This is a genomic window from Pseudomonas sp. SM4 (genome assembly GCF_051913165.1).
Classification (GTDB): domain Bacteria; phylum Pseudomonadota; class Gammaproteobacteria; order Pseudomonadales; family Pseudomonadaceae; genus Aquipseudomonas.
Window position 1 is genome coordinate 141,163 of the sequence record NZ_JBODOE010000009.1, and the last position, 13,872, is coordinate 155,034.

Annotated in this window: 11 protein-coding genes; 6 read left to right on the plus strand and 5 right to left on the minus strand. The window is 61.4% G+C overall.

From position 1 onward, the window contains the following. Nucleotides 1-2 precede the first annotated feature (2 nt). Genes ACQ4MY_RS18140 through ACQ4MY_RS18165 form a run of 6 tightly spaced genes read left to right on the plus strand, consistent with a single transcriptional unit; the run spans nucleotide 3 to nucleotide 7,126 of the window. Nucleotides 3-1,445 carry a mannose-1-phosphate guanylyltransferase/mannose-6-phosphate isomerase gene (locus tag ACQ4MY_RS18140; protein WP_008078911.1) on the plus strand — a complete coding sequence of 481 codons (1,443 nt, stop codon included), beginning with the start codon at nucleotides 3-5 and terminating at the stop codon, nucleotides 1,443-1,445. Continuing rightward, the gene (locus ACQ4MY_RS18145; RefSeq protein WP_158830546.1) at nucleotides 1,446-2,243 is read left to right on the plus strand and encodes an ABC transporter permease; all 798 of its coding nucleotides are present in this window, start codon (nucleotides 1,446-1,448) and stop codon (nucleotides 2,241-2,243) included. It abuts the gene before it with no gap. Next, nucleotides 2,243-3,508, plus strand: coding sequence for an ABC transporter ATP-binding protein (locus ACQ4MY_RS18150; RefSeq protein WP_440096033.1), 1,266 nt, complete (start codon nucleotides 2,243-2,245; stop codon nucleotides 3,506-3,508). Before ACQ4MY_RS18145 ends, ACQ4MY_RS18150 begins: the two co-directional genes overlap by 1 nt. Next, entirely contained in the window at nucleotides 3,505-4,881 is a 1,377-nt protein-coding gene (locus ACQ4MY_RS18155) for a glycosyltransferase family 4 protein (RefSeq protein ID WP_440096034.1), read from the plus strand. Before ACQ4MY_RS18150 ends, ACQ4MY_RS18155 begins: the two co-directional genes overlap by 4 nt. After that, entirely contained in the window at nucleotides 4,865-5,995 is a 1,131-nt protein-coding gene (locus ACQ4MY_RS18160; RefSeq protein ID WP_440096035.1) for a glycosyltransferase family 4 protein, read from the plus strand. The genes ACQ4MY_RS18155 and ACQ4MY_RS18160 overlap by 17 nt, the downstream gene beginning before the upstream one ends. Continuing rightward, nucleotides 5,996-7,126 carry a glycosyltransferase family 4 protein gene (locus tag ACQ4MY_RS18165; RefSeq protein WP_440096036.1) on the plus strand — a complete coding sequence of 377 codons (1,131 nt, stop codon included), beginning with the start codon at nucleotides 5,996-5,998 and terminating at the stop codon, nucleotides 7,124-7,126. It abuts the gene before it with no gap. 114 nt (nucleotides 7,127-7,240) lie between these two features. Here the strand turns inward: ACQ4MY_RS18165 and ACQ4MY_RS18170 are convergent, their stop codons facing one another. The 5 genes from ACQ4MY_RS18170 to ACQ4MY_RS18190 all read right to left on the minus strand — a co-directional run bounded on the left by ACQ4MY_RS18170 (nucleotide 7,241) and on the right by ACQ4MY_RS18190 (nucleotide 13,715). Beyond that, entirely contained in the window at nucleotides 7,241-9,271 is a 2,031-nt protein-coding gene (locus ACQ4MY_RS18170) for a pyridoxamine 5'-phosphate oxidase family protein (protein WP_440096037.1), read from the minus strand. A 45-nt stretch (nucleotides 9,272-9,316) separates the two neighbouring features. After that, on the minus strand, nucleotides 9,317-9,943 hold the full coding sequence (locus ACQ4MY_RS18175; RefSeq protein WP_440096038.1) for a glutathione S-transferase family protein: 627 nt from the start codon (nucleotides 9,941-9,943) through the stop codon (nucleotides 9,317-9,319). 105 nt (nucleotides 9,944-10,048) lie between these two features. Then, nucleotides 10,049-10,975, minus strand: a complete 927-nt coding sequence (locus ACQ4MY_RS18180) for a LysR family transcriptional regulator (RefSeq protein WP_440096095.1) — start codon at nucleotides 10,973-10,975, stop codon at nucleotides 10,049-10,051. A 128-nt stretch (nucleotides 10,976-11,103) separates the two neighbouring features. Next, a complete protein-coding gene (gene glmS, locus ACQ4MY_RS18185) occupies nucleotides 11,104-12,936 on the minus strand; it encodes a glutamine--fructose-6-phosphate transaminase (isomerizing) (RefSeq protein WP_440096039.1) in 1,833 nt (610 codons plus the stop codon). Between the two features lie 2 nt (nucleotides 12,937-12,938). Further along, on the minus strand, nucleotides 12,939-13,715 hold the full coding sequence (locus tag ACQ4MY_RS18190; RefSeq protein WP_008084428.1) for a DeoR/GlpR family DNA-binding transcription regulator: 777 nt from the start codon (nucleotides 13,713-13,715) through the stop codon (nucleotides 12,939-12,941). Between the last annotated feature and the right edge of the window lie 157 nt (nucleotides 13,716-13,872).

The window sequence follows — 13,872 nt, forward strand, 5'->3', positions numbered from 1 at the left end:
CCATGCTGATCCCCGTGATACTGTCCGGCGGTGCCGGCACCCGTTTGTGGCCGGTGTCCCGTGAGGGCCATCCCAAGCCGTTCATGACCCTGCCCGACGGCCAGTCGCTGCTCGGCAAGACCTACCAGCGTGCCGCCGCATTGCTGGACGGCTGGGGCGACATTGTCACGGTGACCAACCGCGAGTACTACTTCCAGAGCAAGGATCACTATTGCGCCGCGCACGTATCGCGCCATCGCGGGCACTTCCTGCTCGAACCGACCGGGCGCAACACCGCCCCGGCGATTGCCGCAGCCGCCCTGGCACTGCAAGCGTTGCATGGCGACGACGCGATCATGGTGGTAATGCCGGCCGACCATTTGATCGTCAATCAGGACGCGCTGAAAACCGCCGTCGAGCACGCGGTCAATCTGGCGAAGGACGGTTACCTGGTGACCTTCGGCGTCACACCAACAGCGCCGGAAACCGGCTTCGGCTACATCGAGACCGGTGCACCGCTGGACGCCAGGGGCGCCGCCAAAGTGCAGCGTTTCGTCGAGAAACCCGACCTGCAAACCGCTACGCATTACCTGGAAAGCGGCAACTTCCTGTGGAACTCGGGGATGTTCTGCTTCACCACCGCGGCGGTCATTGCCGAATTGCAATTGCACGCGCCTGAGTTGCTGGAGCAGACCCGCGCGTGCATGGCCGCCAGCGCGCCGATCGAAACCGTTGGCTGCCTGCAACAGGAACTGTCGCCAGCACTGTTCGCTGAAATCACCGACATTTCCATCGACTACGCGCTGATGGAGCGCTCGGAAAAAGTCGTCGTGGTGCCGGCCGGTTTCGACTGGAGCGACATCGGTTCCTGGGGCGCCGTCGCCGCCCTGGTGCCGGCCGATGCCGACAACAATCGCGCCAGTGGCGAAGCGATCTTCATCGACAGCCACAACAACTTCGTGCAGAGCGAAGGGCGGCTGGTGGCCGCCGTCGGTGTCGATAACCTGATCGTCATCGATACCGCCGACGCGGTGCTGGTGGCCCATGCCGACCGTGCGCAGGATGTACGGCGCGTGGCCAAGCAACTCAAGGACACATCCCACGAGGCCTATCGCCTGCACCGCACGGTCAGCCGTCCGTGGGGGACGTACACCGTGCTCGAGGAAGGCCCGCGCTTCAAGATCAAGCGCATCGTGGTCAAGCCCGGCGGCAAACTCTCCCTGCAGATGCACCATCACCGCAACGAACACTGGGTGGTGGTCGAAGGCATGGCCAAGGTCACCAACAACGGTTCCGGCACCCACCTGGTGGCGAAGAATGAATCGACGTTCATTGCCGCCGGCCATCGTCATCGCCTGGAAAACCCCGGCGTGATCGATCTGGTGATCATCGAAGTGCAAAGCGGCGAATACCTGGGAGAGGACGACATCGTTCGCTTCGAAGACCAATACGGCAGGACGGATTGAATGCTGCTTTCCCTGTATCGCTCGCTGCGCAGCTACCGTGGATTCATCCTCGGCAGCGTCAAGCGAGAGTTTCAAGCACGCTATCGCAACTCGTTGTTCGGGGCCCTGTGGACGGTACTCAATCCACTGTCGATGATCATCGTGTACACGGTGATCTTTTCCCAGATCATGCGCGCCCGCCTGCCGGGTGTGGACGATGGCCTGGCCTACAGCGTCTATCTCTGCGCCGGCCTGCTGACCTGGGGCCTGTTCGCTGAAATCACCACGCGCAGCCAGAGCATGTTTCTGGAAAACGCCAACCTGCTGAAGAAAATCAGCTTCCCGCGCATCTGCCTGCCGGTCATTGCACTGCTCAATGCCGGCATCAACTTCGCGATCATCCTGGGCCTGTTCTTCGGGTTCCTGCTGATCAGCGGGCGCTTGCCCGGCATGGCCTTGCTGGCGCTGATACCGTTGCTGATCCTGCAGGTGATCTTTGCGGCCGGGCTGGGCATGTTGCTGGGTATTCTCAATGTGTTTTTTCGCGATGTCGGGCAGATGTTCGGCATCTGCCTGCAATTCTGGTTCTGGCTGACGCCGATCGTTTACCCGCTGTCGATCCTGCCCCCGGGGATCCAGCACTTGATCGGGCTCAACCCGATGACGGCCCTGATGACCAGCTACCAGAATGTCTTCCTCTACAACCAATGGCCGGTCTGGTCCTCACTGACCCCGCTGCTGGTCATCGGCCTGCTGCTCTGCGCCATGGCGCTGCGGTTGTTTCGCCAGCGTGTCGGTGAAATGGTGGACGAACTCTGATGGGACATATCCGAGTCAGCGGCCTGGCCAAGGCCTACAAACAATACCCGAACCGCTGGAGCCGTCTGCTCGAATGGCTGGTGCCGTTTTCCCCCAGGCGCCATCACCTGCATTGGGTCCTGCAGGACATCGATTTCGAGATCAAACCCGGTGAGTCGGTCGGCATCGTTGGCGTCAACGGCGCGGGCAAAAGCACCCTGCTGAAGATGATCACCGGCACCACGCAACCGACCTGTGGACAGATTCAACTGGAAGGCCGGGTGGCGGCGCTGCTGGAACTGGGCATGGGTTTCCACCCGGATTTTACCGGTCGGCAGAACGCTTTCATGGCCGGCCAGTTGCTCGGCATGCAGGTTGAAGAAATCGAAGCGTTGATGCCGCAGATCGAGGGTTTTGCTGAAATCGGCGACGCCATCGATCATCCAGTACGCACCTACTCCAGCGGCATGCAGATGCGCCTGGCCTTCAGCGTCGCCACTGCGCGACGCCCGGATATTCTCATCGTCGACGAAGCCCTGTCGGTGGGCGACGCCTACTTTCAGCACAAAAGCTTCGAACGCATCCGCAGCTTCCGCAAGGCCGGCACCACGTTGTTGATCGTGTCCCATGACCGCTCCGCCATTCAGTCGATCTGCGATACCGCGATCCTCCTCGAAAACGGTCGCCTGGCCATGCGCGGCAAGCCTGAAGAGGTGATGGATTACTACAACGCCATGCTCGCCCAGCGCGAAGGCCAGATCGTCCGTCAGGAGATGCTCGCCAACGGCCAGGTACGGACCATTTCCGGTACCGGCGAAGCGGGGATTGTCAGCGTGCGCCTGCTCGACGCGCAGGGCCGCAGCCTTGAAGTGGCCGAAGTCGGTCAACCGGTGGTGCTGGAAGTGCAGACGGAAATTCGTCAGGACATCGAACGGTTGATTCTCGGTTTCATGATCAAGGATCGCCTCGGCCAGGCGATTTATGGCATCAACACCCATCGCCTCGACAAAGCCGTGACCGACCTGAGCGCCGGCGAGCGCGTGACCTTCCGCTTCGCCTTCGACATGCGCCTGGGCAAGGGCAGTTATTCAGTGGCATTGAGCCTGTCGCGCCTGGACTCGCACCTGGACCGCAATTTCGAATGGCGCGACTACGGCCTGGTGTTCCATGTGATCAACAATCGCCAGGAAGACTTTGTCGGCTGTTCGTGGCTGGAGGCACAAACCGAGATCACCCGCACCAGCGAAACACTTCTGCAAACGCCTGCCACGGAGACCTTGCGATGACGCGATTGTTGGTGGAGTGCACGTACGTTTTCGAACACCCCTCCGCCAACTCGGGCATTCAGCGCGTGGTGCGCAACGTCATCCAGCAACTGCCGGCAGCCGACGACACCGTTGAATGCATCCCGGTGGTGATGATCGATGGCGGTTTGTATGAGGTTAAAAGCCTGGCGCCGCTGAAATCGTTGAAGCTCGACCTGATCGGCCTGCGGGTAAAACTGGAGCAATGGGCCAACGCCTTCTGGTTGCGCCACCGTGCCGTCGAGCGTCGTCGCCCGTTCAGCCAGTCGCACTTTGCCCGGCGGGTTTTGTACGTCGGCTGCCGGCTCACCGCGTTTGCCTGTTTCAGCTTACCGATGCGCCTGCTGGGACGCGCCCTCAAGGGTAAACACATCCCCGAACGTTGCGTGCCGCTGGCGCACCGCCCCGGCGATCAACTGGTGCTGCTCGACTCATCGTGGCACGCCAACTTCTTCCCCCTCGCCGAGCAGCTCAAGCGCGAAGGGGTTGGCATCATTTCGGTGATTTACGACCTGATCCCGCTGACCCACCCACAGTTTTGCGACGCCGGGTTGGTCAAGGTCTTCAATGACTGGTTCGACTGGATTGCGCGCACCGCCGATGGCTACGTGGCGATCTCGACCACGATCCGCGATCAGGTCCGCCAGGAGATGCAACGCCGGATCGGCTCACAGCAGGTGGCGCAGCGCTGGTTCGATTATTTCCATCTCGGCTCCGAGCTGGACTTGAGCGACGCCGATGCCGCTGTCGACCGCGGCTTGCTGCAACTGTTCGAAACGCCGGAGCCGGTGTTCCTCATGGTCAGCACCATCGAACCGCGGAAAAACCATGCCTACCTGCTGGATGCATTCGATCGCGCCTGGGCTGACGGCTCCCGCGCAAGGTTGTGCATCGTCGGCAAAATCGGCTGGAAGTGCGAGGCGCTGATCGACCGCATCCGCCAACACCGGGAATTGAATCGACGCCTGTTCATGTTCAATTCACTCTCGGACAAAAGCCTCGAACACGCCTACGAGCACGCCACGGCGCTGGTGTTTCCGTCGCACGTCGAAGGGTTCGGCCTGCCGCTGGTGGAGGCCATGCAACGCGGGTTGCCGGCGATGGGCAGCGACATTCCGGTGTTCCGTGAAATCGGCGGCGACTACATGGCTTATTTCGACCTTGCCGACCCACAGCGCCTGACGGATCTGGTGATCGGCATGGACCGCAACCCGACATTCCCGGCACCGCTGAGCCTGGAACACTGGCGCTGGCTGACCTGGCGCGAAGCGAGCGCGCAATTGGTCGAGCGCATCGAGCGCAACCTGAACACGGCGCAGCCTGCCATCGAGAGTCAGCATGCGCATTGCTCTTAACGCCCGCATTCTCCAGGCGCCGCGCACCGGCATCGGCCATTACGTGGCCGAACTGGTCAGCGCCTTGCGCCATCAACCCGACATCGAGGTGACGTTGTTCCACGGCTGGGGCTGGAGTTCGGCACTGCCGGAAGCGGCCATGCCCGGTTACTCACGCCTGACGCCACTGCTGCGGCAAATTCCCGGGGCCTATCAGGCGCGCCGCTGGCTGGAGCAGAAACGCTTCGATCAGGGCCGCGCGCAGGGCATCGACCTCTACCACGAACCGAGCCTGTGGCCGCTGGCCTTCGACGGCCCGACCGTGATCACCCTGCACGACCTGACCCACCTGCATTTTCCCGAGACCCAGCCACCGGCACGGCTCAAGGAAATCGAGCGGCGGTTGGCCGTGGGGGTGCAACAGGCGCAAGTGATCCTGACCGACTCGCAGGCGATTGCGGACGAGGCGCAAGCCTATTTCGGCCTGCCCAGCGACCGTTTCGTGGTGGCGCCGCTGGGCGTCGCCGAGCGTTTTCACCCGCGTGAGCCGAGCGCCATCGATGCAGTACTCAAGGCGCATGCGGTGGCGGCGCGGGAGTATTTTCTGTGCGTCGGCACGCTGGAGCCGCGCAAGAACCTTGGTCTCGCCCTGCGCGCCCATGCCCTGTTGCCGGAGCCCGTGCGTCAGCGTTATCCGCTGCTGATCGTCGGCATGGCCGGCTGGGAGCGTGATCAGTTCAGCGAACCTTTGCGCCAGGCGCTGGCCAGCGGGCATGTGTGCCTGCTTGGTTATCTGCCCGATGAACAGGTGGCGCAGCTGCTGGCCGGGGCCCGTGCGCTGATTTTTCCATCGTTGTATGAAGGTTTTGGTCTGCCGGTACTGGAGGCCATGGCCAGCGGCACACCGGTGGTGCTCACACAGTCTTCGGCCATGCCGGAAGTCGCGGGCGCCGCGGGCAACTATATTGAAGCTGACGATGCAGAAGGCCTGCGTGATGCGCTGAGCCGACTGATCGATGATCAAGCGCATTGGCAGGCATGCCAAGAAGCCGGGTTGCAGCAGTCACGGCTTTTTTCCTGGGAGCGTTGTGCACGGGCCACGGCCGGTGCCTACCACCAGGCCATGGGAGGTTGAATGCGAGTTCTTCATTTTTTCAAAACGTACCTGCCGGATTCGGTCGGCGGCATCGAACAAGTGATCTTCCAACTCTGCGAAAGCGGCGCCCAGCACGGCATCGACGGTCAGGTTCTGACCCTCAGCGCCGACCCGACACCGCCGGTGGTGCAACTCGGCCAACACGAAGTGCACCGCGCCAGACTCGACATTCAATTCGCCTCCACCGGGTTTTCCTGGAGCGTGTTCAAGCAGTTTCGCGAACTGGCGGCCGAGGCCGACGTGGTCAACTACCACTTCCCGTGGCCGTTCATGGACCTGGTGCATTTCGCCAGCGCCCTGAACAAACCGAGCGTGGTCACTTACCACTCGGACATCATTCGTCAGAAGCACCTGCTCAAACTCTACCGGCCGCTGATGAACCGCTTTCTCGCCAGCGCCGACCGTATCGTCGCCGCTTCGCCGAACTACCTGCACACCAGCGATGTATTGCAGCAGTTCCAGGACAAGACCCGGGTGATCCCCTACGGCTTGAACAAGGCCGGTTATCCACAGCCAGACGCGCAGCGCATGAATCGCTGGCGCCAGCAGCTTGGGGATAAGTTTTTCCTGTTCGTCGGGGTGATGCGTTATTACAAAGGCCTGCATATCCTGCTCGATGCATTGAAAGACGTCGATTACCCGGTGGTCATCGTCGGTGCCGGGCCGCTGGAGCTGGAACTGCATGCGCAGGCGCAGGCGGTGGGCCTGCGCAACATTCACTTCCTCGGGCGCCTGGGGGATGAAGACAAGGTCGCGCTGCTGCAACTGAGCTACGCCATCGTCTTCCCTTCGCACCTGCGATCGGAAGCGTTCGGGATTTCCTTGCTCGAAGGGGCGATGTACGGCAAACCGATGATTTCCAGCGAGATCGGCACCGGCACCAGCTACATCAATATCCACAACGAGACCGGTTTGGTTGTGCCCCCCAGTAATCCACAGGCGTTTCGCGAGGCGATGCGTACCTTGTGGGACGATCCGCTGCGCGCCGCGGCGATGGGCGTGAAAGCAGAAGCCCGTTATCGGCAGTTGTTCACAGCGGATGACATGGGCCGCAAATGGACGGAGTTGTATCAGGAACTGCTGGAAGAAAAATCCCTGTCCTACGCCTGATTCGAAACCGGATCGCCCTGTAGGAGCTGCCGCAGGCTGCGATCTTTTGATCTTGTTTTCAGGACATCAAGATCAAAAGATCGCAGCCTGCGGCAGCTCCTGCAGGGGGGCGGTTTATAGGTCCAAGACCAGCGGGTGGGGGCTCTGTGCCGGGACGGCGCAGCAGATCAGCACGTGGCCGGCTTCAGGGATGTCCGCCGGGGGCTGTGGATAATTCACCGCGCCGCTGACCAGCCGGGTTTTGCAGGTGCCACATGACCCGCCACGGCAACTGAACTCCGGACGCAATCCGCGGCTTTCCGCCAACTCCAGCAGACTGCCGCCATCGGGCTGCCAGCGCGCCTCTTTTGCCGAGCGCTCGAACACCACCGGCACCGAAGTAGTCGCGGCGGGCGGTTGTTCGATCACGATCGCGTCCGGGTCGGCCTGACGTTTCAGTGTCGATGGGCCAAAGGTTTCCGCGTGAATTTGCGCATCGCGCACATCCAGTTCGCGCAGGATGTCGTACAGCCCCTGGGTGAAACCTCCGGGGCCGCAGAGCACAAAGTCGAGCTGATCAAAATCCTCGGCCTCCAGCAGGTTCCTCAGCACCGTGCCGTCAATTCGGCCCGGCAGATCAAAATCCTCGCCCTCCTGCAGATCGGCTTCCGGTTGGCTGAGCAAACGCAGGACGCGGACTGAGTCGCCTGACGTTTCGAGCAAACAGTCCAGCTCCTTGCGAAACGGCTGATCCGCCAGGCTGCGCGAACTCTGCAGCAATAACGTCGGACGAATCCCGCGCGTGCGTAAGCCTTGGTACACCACCTCGCGCAGCATCGACAGCAACGGCGTGATTCCCACACCGGCGGCCAGCAGCACCAGTGGTCGGTGCTCCAGCGGCGCCACGGTGAAATGCCCTTGCGGCGCCCGCGCTTGCAGCACATCGCCGACGCGGATCTGCTCATGCAGGTGTGATGAAATCAGGCCTTCACGCTTGACGCTGATCCGGTAGAAACCGTCCGATGGCGCGCTCGAAAGGCTGTAAGTGCGAATGTGTACCTCGCCATCAATCGTGAAACGCAGCGGCAGATGCTGGCCAGCGAGAAACACCGGCAAACCGGCGCCATCGGCGGGCTCCAGGTAGATGGAGCGGATGCTGCGACTTTCTGCCTCGATCTTCGCCACGCGCAGCGGCCGCCATTGGTTGCCCAGTGCCTGCGCCTGCAAACGCGCCGCCGCCTCGGTCCAGTTGCCAGTCAACAGACTGGTCGGCGACATGCCGTCGAAGCGCCAGCGCAACGCCAATGCTGCCGGGCGCCGCACCAGTGTTTCCACCTCGAACGTCCACAAGCGCTCAGCGCCCTGGAACGCTTCGATCTGCGGGTCGTCGAGCAGAATTTCGGTGCGCCCGCTGAGTTGCAGCAAATCGCCTGTGGAAAAGTCGATGAACAGCAAGCCAGCCTTGGGGTTGAGCAGCAGATTGCCGAGGGTGTTGAAGTGCAGGTTGCCGGCGAAGTCAGGGATGGTCAGACGATTGCCGTCCACGCGTACGAAACCGGCCTGGCCGCCCCGGTGGGAAACATCCACCGCACGCTGACCGTCGACATCGACATAACTGGCGACGAAGAACGTATCGGCTCCCGCGATCAGCGCGGTGGCCGCATCATCCAGAGCGTTGAGATGTTCAGCCGGGCGAGTCTGCGGATCCGTCAGCGGCACGCGCTGGAACTGACGCAGCTGGATGTATTGCGGGCAATTGCCGAAAGCTTGATCCACGCTCACGGCGAAACCCTGAGCGTTCAGATTGCCGACATGGCCGTTGAGACGATTGCGCCGGCGGGTGTGCAATTCGATGCCGAGCAGACCGATCGGCTCACCGTTGCGCAGTTGCGCCGGATCATCAGCCGCGACCTGACTGGCGAAATACAGGTGCTCGGGATCCGGCGAATGCGCGAACCCCGGTGCACCTTCGAGCACACTGGCCCACGGCCGACCCTGCGCATCGACGGCGCCGAACAGCAGGAAGGGCAATTGCTGATAGAACTCGCGGTGCTGGTCCGGCATCCAGGTGCGAATCACCTTACGCCCGAAGGCTTCCATGCGTTCGGCAACGCCGACATGGGCTTGTAACTGTTGCTCGCCAGCGTGCCACGGTGAACGTTCCATCACGACCTCTCCCCTGCGCCGACGGCACAGTGTGGATAGCGAAAATCAGGCGGTGGTTTGCAGACCGGCGACGGTGCGCGGCATGCCGACAAAACCGGGCAATGCTTCGACCCGGGCCAGCCAGGCGCGCACGTTGTCGTAGTCGTCCAGCGACACGTTGCCCTCGGGTGCGTGAGCGATATAACTGTAGGCGGAAACGTCGGCAATGCTCGGTTCGTCGCCGGCCAGAAACGCAGTCTTGCCCAACTCGACGTCCATCACCTTGAGCAGGTTGTGCGCACGGCTGATCGCCTCTTCAGCATTCAGTTGTGCGCCAAACACCGTGACCAAGCGCGCAGCTGCGGGGCCGAACGCAATCGGCCCGGCAGCTGCGGATAACCAGCGCTGCACCCGCGCGGCGCCGACAGGGTCAGCAGGCAACCAGCGACCGTGACCGTATTTTTGCGCCAGATACACCAGAATCGCGTTGGAATCGGCCAGCACCACGCCGCCGTCATCAATCGCCGGCACCTGGCCAAAGCTGTTGATCGCCAGATACGCCGGCTGCTTGTGCTCACCTTTCGCCAGGTCGACGAAGATCAGCTCGGTGGGCAGTTGCAGCAGGGACAGCATCAACTCGACGCGATGAGCGTGGCCAGAGCGTGGGAAGTTGTAGAGTTTGATTGCTTGCATGGTCGACTCCGCTGAACAGGGGCGCCACTGCGAGGGTGAGAGCGCCGATGCAGGCCATCATCCCCTCACTGCGAAAAGAACAGAATCACCAGCAACCGCAATCGATTATTTCATCTCGTGCAACAACGCAGCATTTTGCAGCGCCGGGTGGTCACGCAATGCCTTGGCGGCGAAATCGACAAAACTGCGGATCCGCGCCGGCGCCTTGCGCCCGCCCTGATACACCACATGGATCGGCAGTGGCGGCAGTTCGAACTCAGCAAGGACGATTTCCAGTTCGCCGGCCGCCACCTTGCTCGCCACTTGATAGGACAACACGCGGGTCATGCCCAGCCCCATGCTGGCGGCGGTAATCGCAGCCTGATTGGCGGTGACGATCAGACGCGGCTCGGGACGCACGCTGAGCGGCTCTCCTGCATCGAGAAACGGCCAACTGCGTTGCTGACCAATCGCAGAAGTCGCTACCACTGGCACACCGGCCAGCGCATGAGGATGAACCGGTCGACCGTGCTGAGCGAAATAAGCCGGCGAACCGCAAATAACCCGGCGAACCTCGCCCACCCGAATCGCGTGCTGACTGCTGTCCGGCAGGTCACCGATGCGCACCGCGACATCAATTCCCTCCTCAACCATGTTGACGATCCGATCAACCAGTACGGCGTTAATCGTGACATCCGGATACTGCGCGAGATAACCCGCCATCACCGGAGTGACAAACAAATCACCGAACAACACTGGCGCCGTCACCGTCAATTGCCCGCGCGGCTGAGCATGGCTGCCCGCCGCTGAATCCTCGGCCTCCTGCACCTCGGCAAGAATCCGCCGGCAATCCTCCAGATAACGCTGCCCGGCTTCGCTCAAATGCACACTGCGCGTGGTGCGGATCAACAACTGCGTACCGATGCGCAACTCCAGCGCCGCCACCGCACGGGTCACGCTAGCTGCGGACAGGCCCAAACGCCGAGCGGCAGCGGAGAAGCCTTGCTCTTGGGCGACGGTGGTGAAGATGTGCATTTCCTGGAAGCGGTCCATAGAGTCGACGCTCACCTCAAAATCAAAAAAGATCGCAGCCTGCGGCAGCTCCTACAGGTGAAATACGATTCCCATGTAGGAGCTGCCGCAGGCTGCGATCTTTTGCGGTTAACTCAGCTGTGGATAACTTACTCCACGGTCACCGACTTCGCCAAATTACGCGGCTGATCCACATCCGTGCCTTTCAGCACTGCAACGTAGTACGACAGCAACTGCAGCGGAATCGTGTAGAGGATCGGCGAAAGGATGTCGTGGATGTGCGGCATTTGCACCACGTGAGTACCTTCACCATTGGTCATCCCGGCTTTCTCGTCGGCGAACACGATCAGTTCGCCGCCGCGGGCGCGGACTTCCTGCAGGTTGGATTTGAGCTTTTCCAGCAGTTCGTTGTTTGGCGCGACGGTGACCACCGGCATGTCGTTATCCACAAGCGCCAGCGGGCCGTGTTTCAGCTCGCCGGCCGGATAGGCTTCGGCGTGGATGTAGGAGATTTCCTTGAGCTTCAAGGCACCTTCCATCGCGACCGGGAATTGCGCACCACGGCCGAGGAACAGGGTGTGGTTTTTCTCGGCGAACAGCTCGGCGATTTTTTCCACGGTGCTGTCCATCGCCAGCGCTTCGCCGAGGCGGGTTGGCAGGCGACGCAGTTCTTCGACCAGTGTGGCTTCAACGCCTTTGTCCAGGGTGCCGCGCACCTGGCCCAGCGAAAGAGTCAGCAGCAGCAGGCCGACCAGTTGCGTGGTGAAGGCTTTGGTCGAAGCGACGCCGATTTCGCGGCCGGCCTGGGTCAGCAGGGTCAGGTCGGATTCGCGCACCAGCGAACTGATGCCGACGTTGCAGATCGCCAGGCTGGCGAGGAAGCCCAGCTCTTTGGCATTGCGCAGGGCAGCCAAGGTGTCGGCGGTTTCTCCGGATTGCGAGATGGTCACGAACAGGGTGTCCGGCTGTACCACGACTTTGCGGTAGCGGAATTCGCTGGCGACTTCGACCTGACACGGAATGCCGGCCAGTTCTTCCAGCCAGTAACGGGCGACCATACCGGCGTGATAGCTGGTGCCACAGGCAACGATCTGCACGTTGCGCACTTTGGCGAACAGCTCGGCCGCTTGTGGGCCGAACGCCTGAACCAGCACCTGATCATTGCTCAGGCGACCTTCGAGGGTGCGCTGGACAACGGCCGGTTGCTCGTGGATTTCCTTGAGCATGTAGTGGCGGAATTCGCCTTTGTCGGCGGCTTCGGCGCCGTCGGTGTATTGCACGGTCTGGCGCTCGACAGCGTTGCCGCTCACGTCCCAGATCTGCACATTATCGCGGCGAATTTCGGCGATATCGCCTTCTTCCAGGTACATGAAGCGGTCAGTGACCTGACGCAGCGCCAGTTGGTCGGAAGCGAGGAAGTTTTCGCCCAGACCCAGGCCGATCACCAGCGGGCTGCCACTGCGCGCGGCAACCAGACGATCCGGTTGCTTGGCGTTGATCACCGCCAGACCATAAGCACCATGCAATTCCTTGACGGTCGCTTTGAGGGCGACGGTCAGGTCTGGCTGATCCTTGAGTTTATGGTTGAGCAGATGGGCGATGACTTCGGTGTCGGTGTCCGAGGTGAACACGTAACCCAGCGCTTTCAGTTGCTCGCGCAGGGCTTCATGGTTCTCGATGATGCCGTTGTGCACCACGGCGATGTCGCCGGAGAAATGCGGGTGGGCGTTGCGTTCGCAGGGTGCGCCGTGGGTGGCCCAGCGGGTGTGGGCGATACCCAGACGTCCAACCAGCGGGTGCTCGGCCAACGCGGCTTCGAGTTCGCTGACTTTGCCCGGACGGCGCATACGCTCGAGAGTTTCCTCGTTGGTGTAGACCGCTACACCGGCGCTGTCATAGCCGCGGTACTCGAGGCGCTTGAGGCCTTCGAGCAGGATGGCGGTGATGTTACGTTCAGCCACTGCGCCGACAATTCCACACATGCTTATTTCTCCTGACTGACAGCCGCGCAAATCAAGTTGATACCGCGGGCCTGTATCTGATCCCGTGCCTCTTGGGGCAGGCGATCATCGGTAATTAGGGTATGGACGCTGCTCCATGGCAGTTCCAGATTGGGAATCTTGCGGCCGATCTTGTCGGCCTCGACCATGACGATGACTTCCCGCGCCACGTCAGCCATGACCCGGCTCAAACCGAGCAGCTCATTGAAGGTCGTGGTGCCTCGCACCAGATCGATGCCATCGGCGCCGATGAACAACTGGTCGAAGTCGTAAGAGCGTAGTACTTGCTCGGCGACCTGACCCTGAAAGGACTCCGAATGCGGGTCCCAGGTGCCACCGGTCATCAACAGCACCGGCTCGTGTTCGAGTTCGCTCAGGGCGTTGGCAACATGCAGGGAATTGGTCATCACCACCAGACCCGGCTGCTGGCCGAGTTCAGGGATCATCGCAGCGGTGGTGCTGCCGCTGTCGATGATGATGCGCGCGTGCTCGCGAATGCGTTTCACCGCTGCGCGGGCAATTGCCTGCTTATATTTGGAAATGCTTTGCGCGGTTTCCGCGACAAGTTCCTGCGGCATGGTGATCGCTCCGCCGTAACGGCGCAGCAGCAGACCATGACTCTCCAAGGCAGCCAGATCCTTGCGAATCGTAACTTCAGAGGTTTCGAAGCGCTTGGCCAACTCATCCACACTGACTTCACCCTGCTCATTGAGCAGGGCAAGGATGTTATGGCGGCGCTGGGGCGTATTGCGTTTCGACATGACGACCTAAGTTTCGATTCGAAAGATAACGGAAGCAATCAAAACCTATTAGCCACAAATCGTCAACCCGCCAGACAAAAAAATCGCAGCCATCGCCAGGTCCCATGTAGGAGCTACCGAAGGCTGCGATCTTTGGATCTTTAAAGCGCTGTGGATA

Excerpts from the sequence above, each read along its gene's own strand:
- ACQ4MY_RS18160 (WP_440096035.1), top strand. The coding sequence starts at position 4,865 with ATGCGCATTGCTCTTAACGCCCGCATTCTCCAGGCGCCGCGCACCGGC.
- ACQ4MY_RS18145 (WP_158830546.1), top strand. The coding sequence starts at position 1,446 with ATGCTGCTTTCCCTGTATCGCTCGCTGCGCAGCTACCGTGGATTCATC.
- ACQ4MY_RS18140 (WP_008078911.1), top strand. The coding sequence starts at position 3 with ATGCTGATCCCCGTGATACTGTCCGGCGGTGCCGGCACCCGTTTGTGG.
- ACQ4MY_RS18180 (WP_440096095.1), bottom strand. The coding sequence starts at position 10,975 with ATGGACCGCTTCCAGGAAATGCACATCTTCACCACCGTCGCCCAAGAG.
- ACQ4MY_RS18165 (WP_440096036.1), top strand. The coding sequence starts at position 5,996 with ATGCGAGTTCTTCATTTTTTCAAAACGTACCTGCCGGATTCGGTCGGC.
- ACQ4MY_RS18155 (WP_440096034.1), top strand. The coding sequence starts at position 3,505 with ATGACGCGATTGTTGGTGGAGTGCACGTACGTTTTCGAACACCCCTCC.
- ACQ4MY_RS18170 (WP_440096037.1), bottom strand. The coding sequence starts at position 9,271 with ATGGAACGTTCACCGTGGCACGCTGGCGAGCAACAGTTACAAGCCCAT.
- glmS (WP_440096039.1), bottom strand. The coding sequence starts at position 12,936 with ATGTGTGGAATTGTCGGCGCAGTGGCTGAACGTAACATCACCGCCATC.
- ACQ4MY_RS18150 (WP_440096033.1), top strand. The coding sequence starts at position 2,243 with ATGGGACATATCCGAGTCAGCGGCCTGGCCAAGGCCTACAAACAATAC.
- ACQ4MY_RS18175 (WP_440096038.1), bottom strand. The coding sequence starts at position 9,943 with ATGCAAGCAATCAAACTCTACAACTTCCCACGCTCTGGCCACGCTCAT.
- ACQ4MY_RS18190 (WP_008084428.1), bottom strand. The coding sequence starts at position 13,715 with ATGTCGAAACGCAATACGCCCCAGCGCCGCCATAACATCCTTGCCCTG.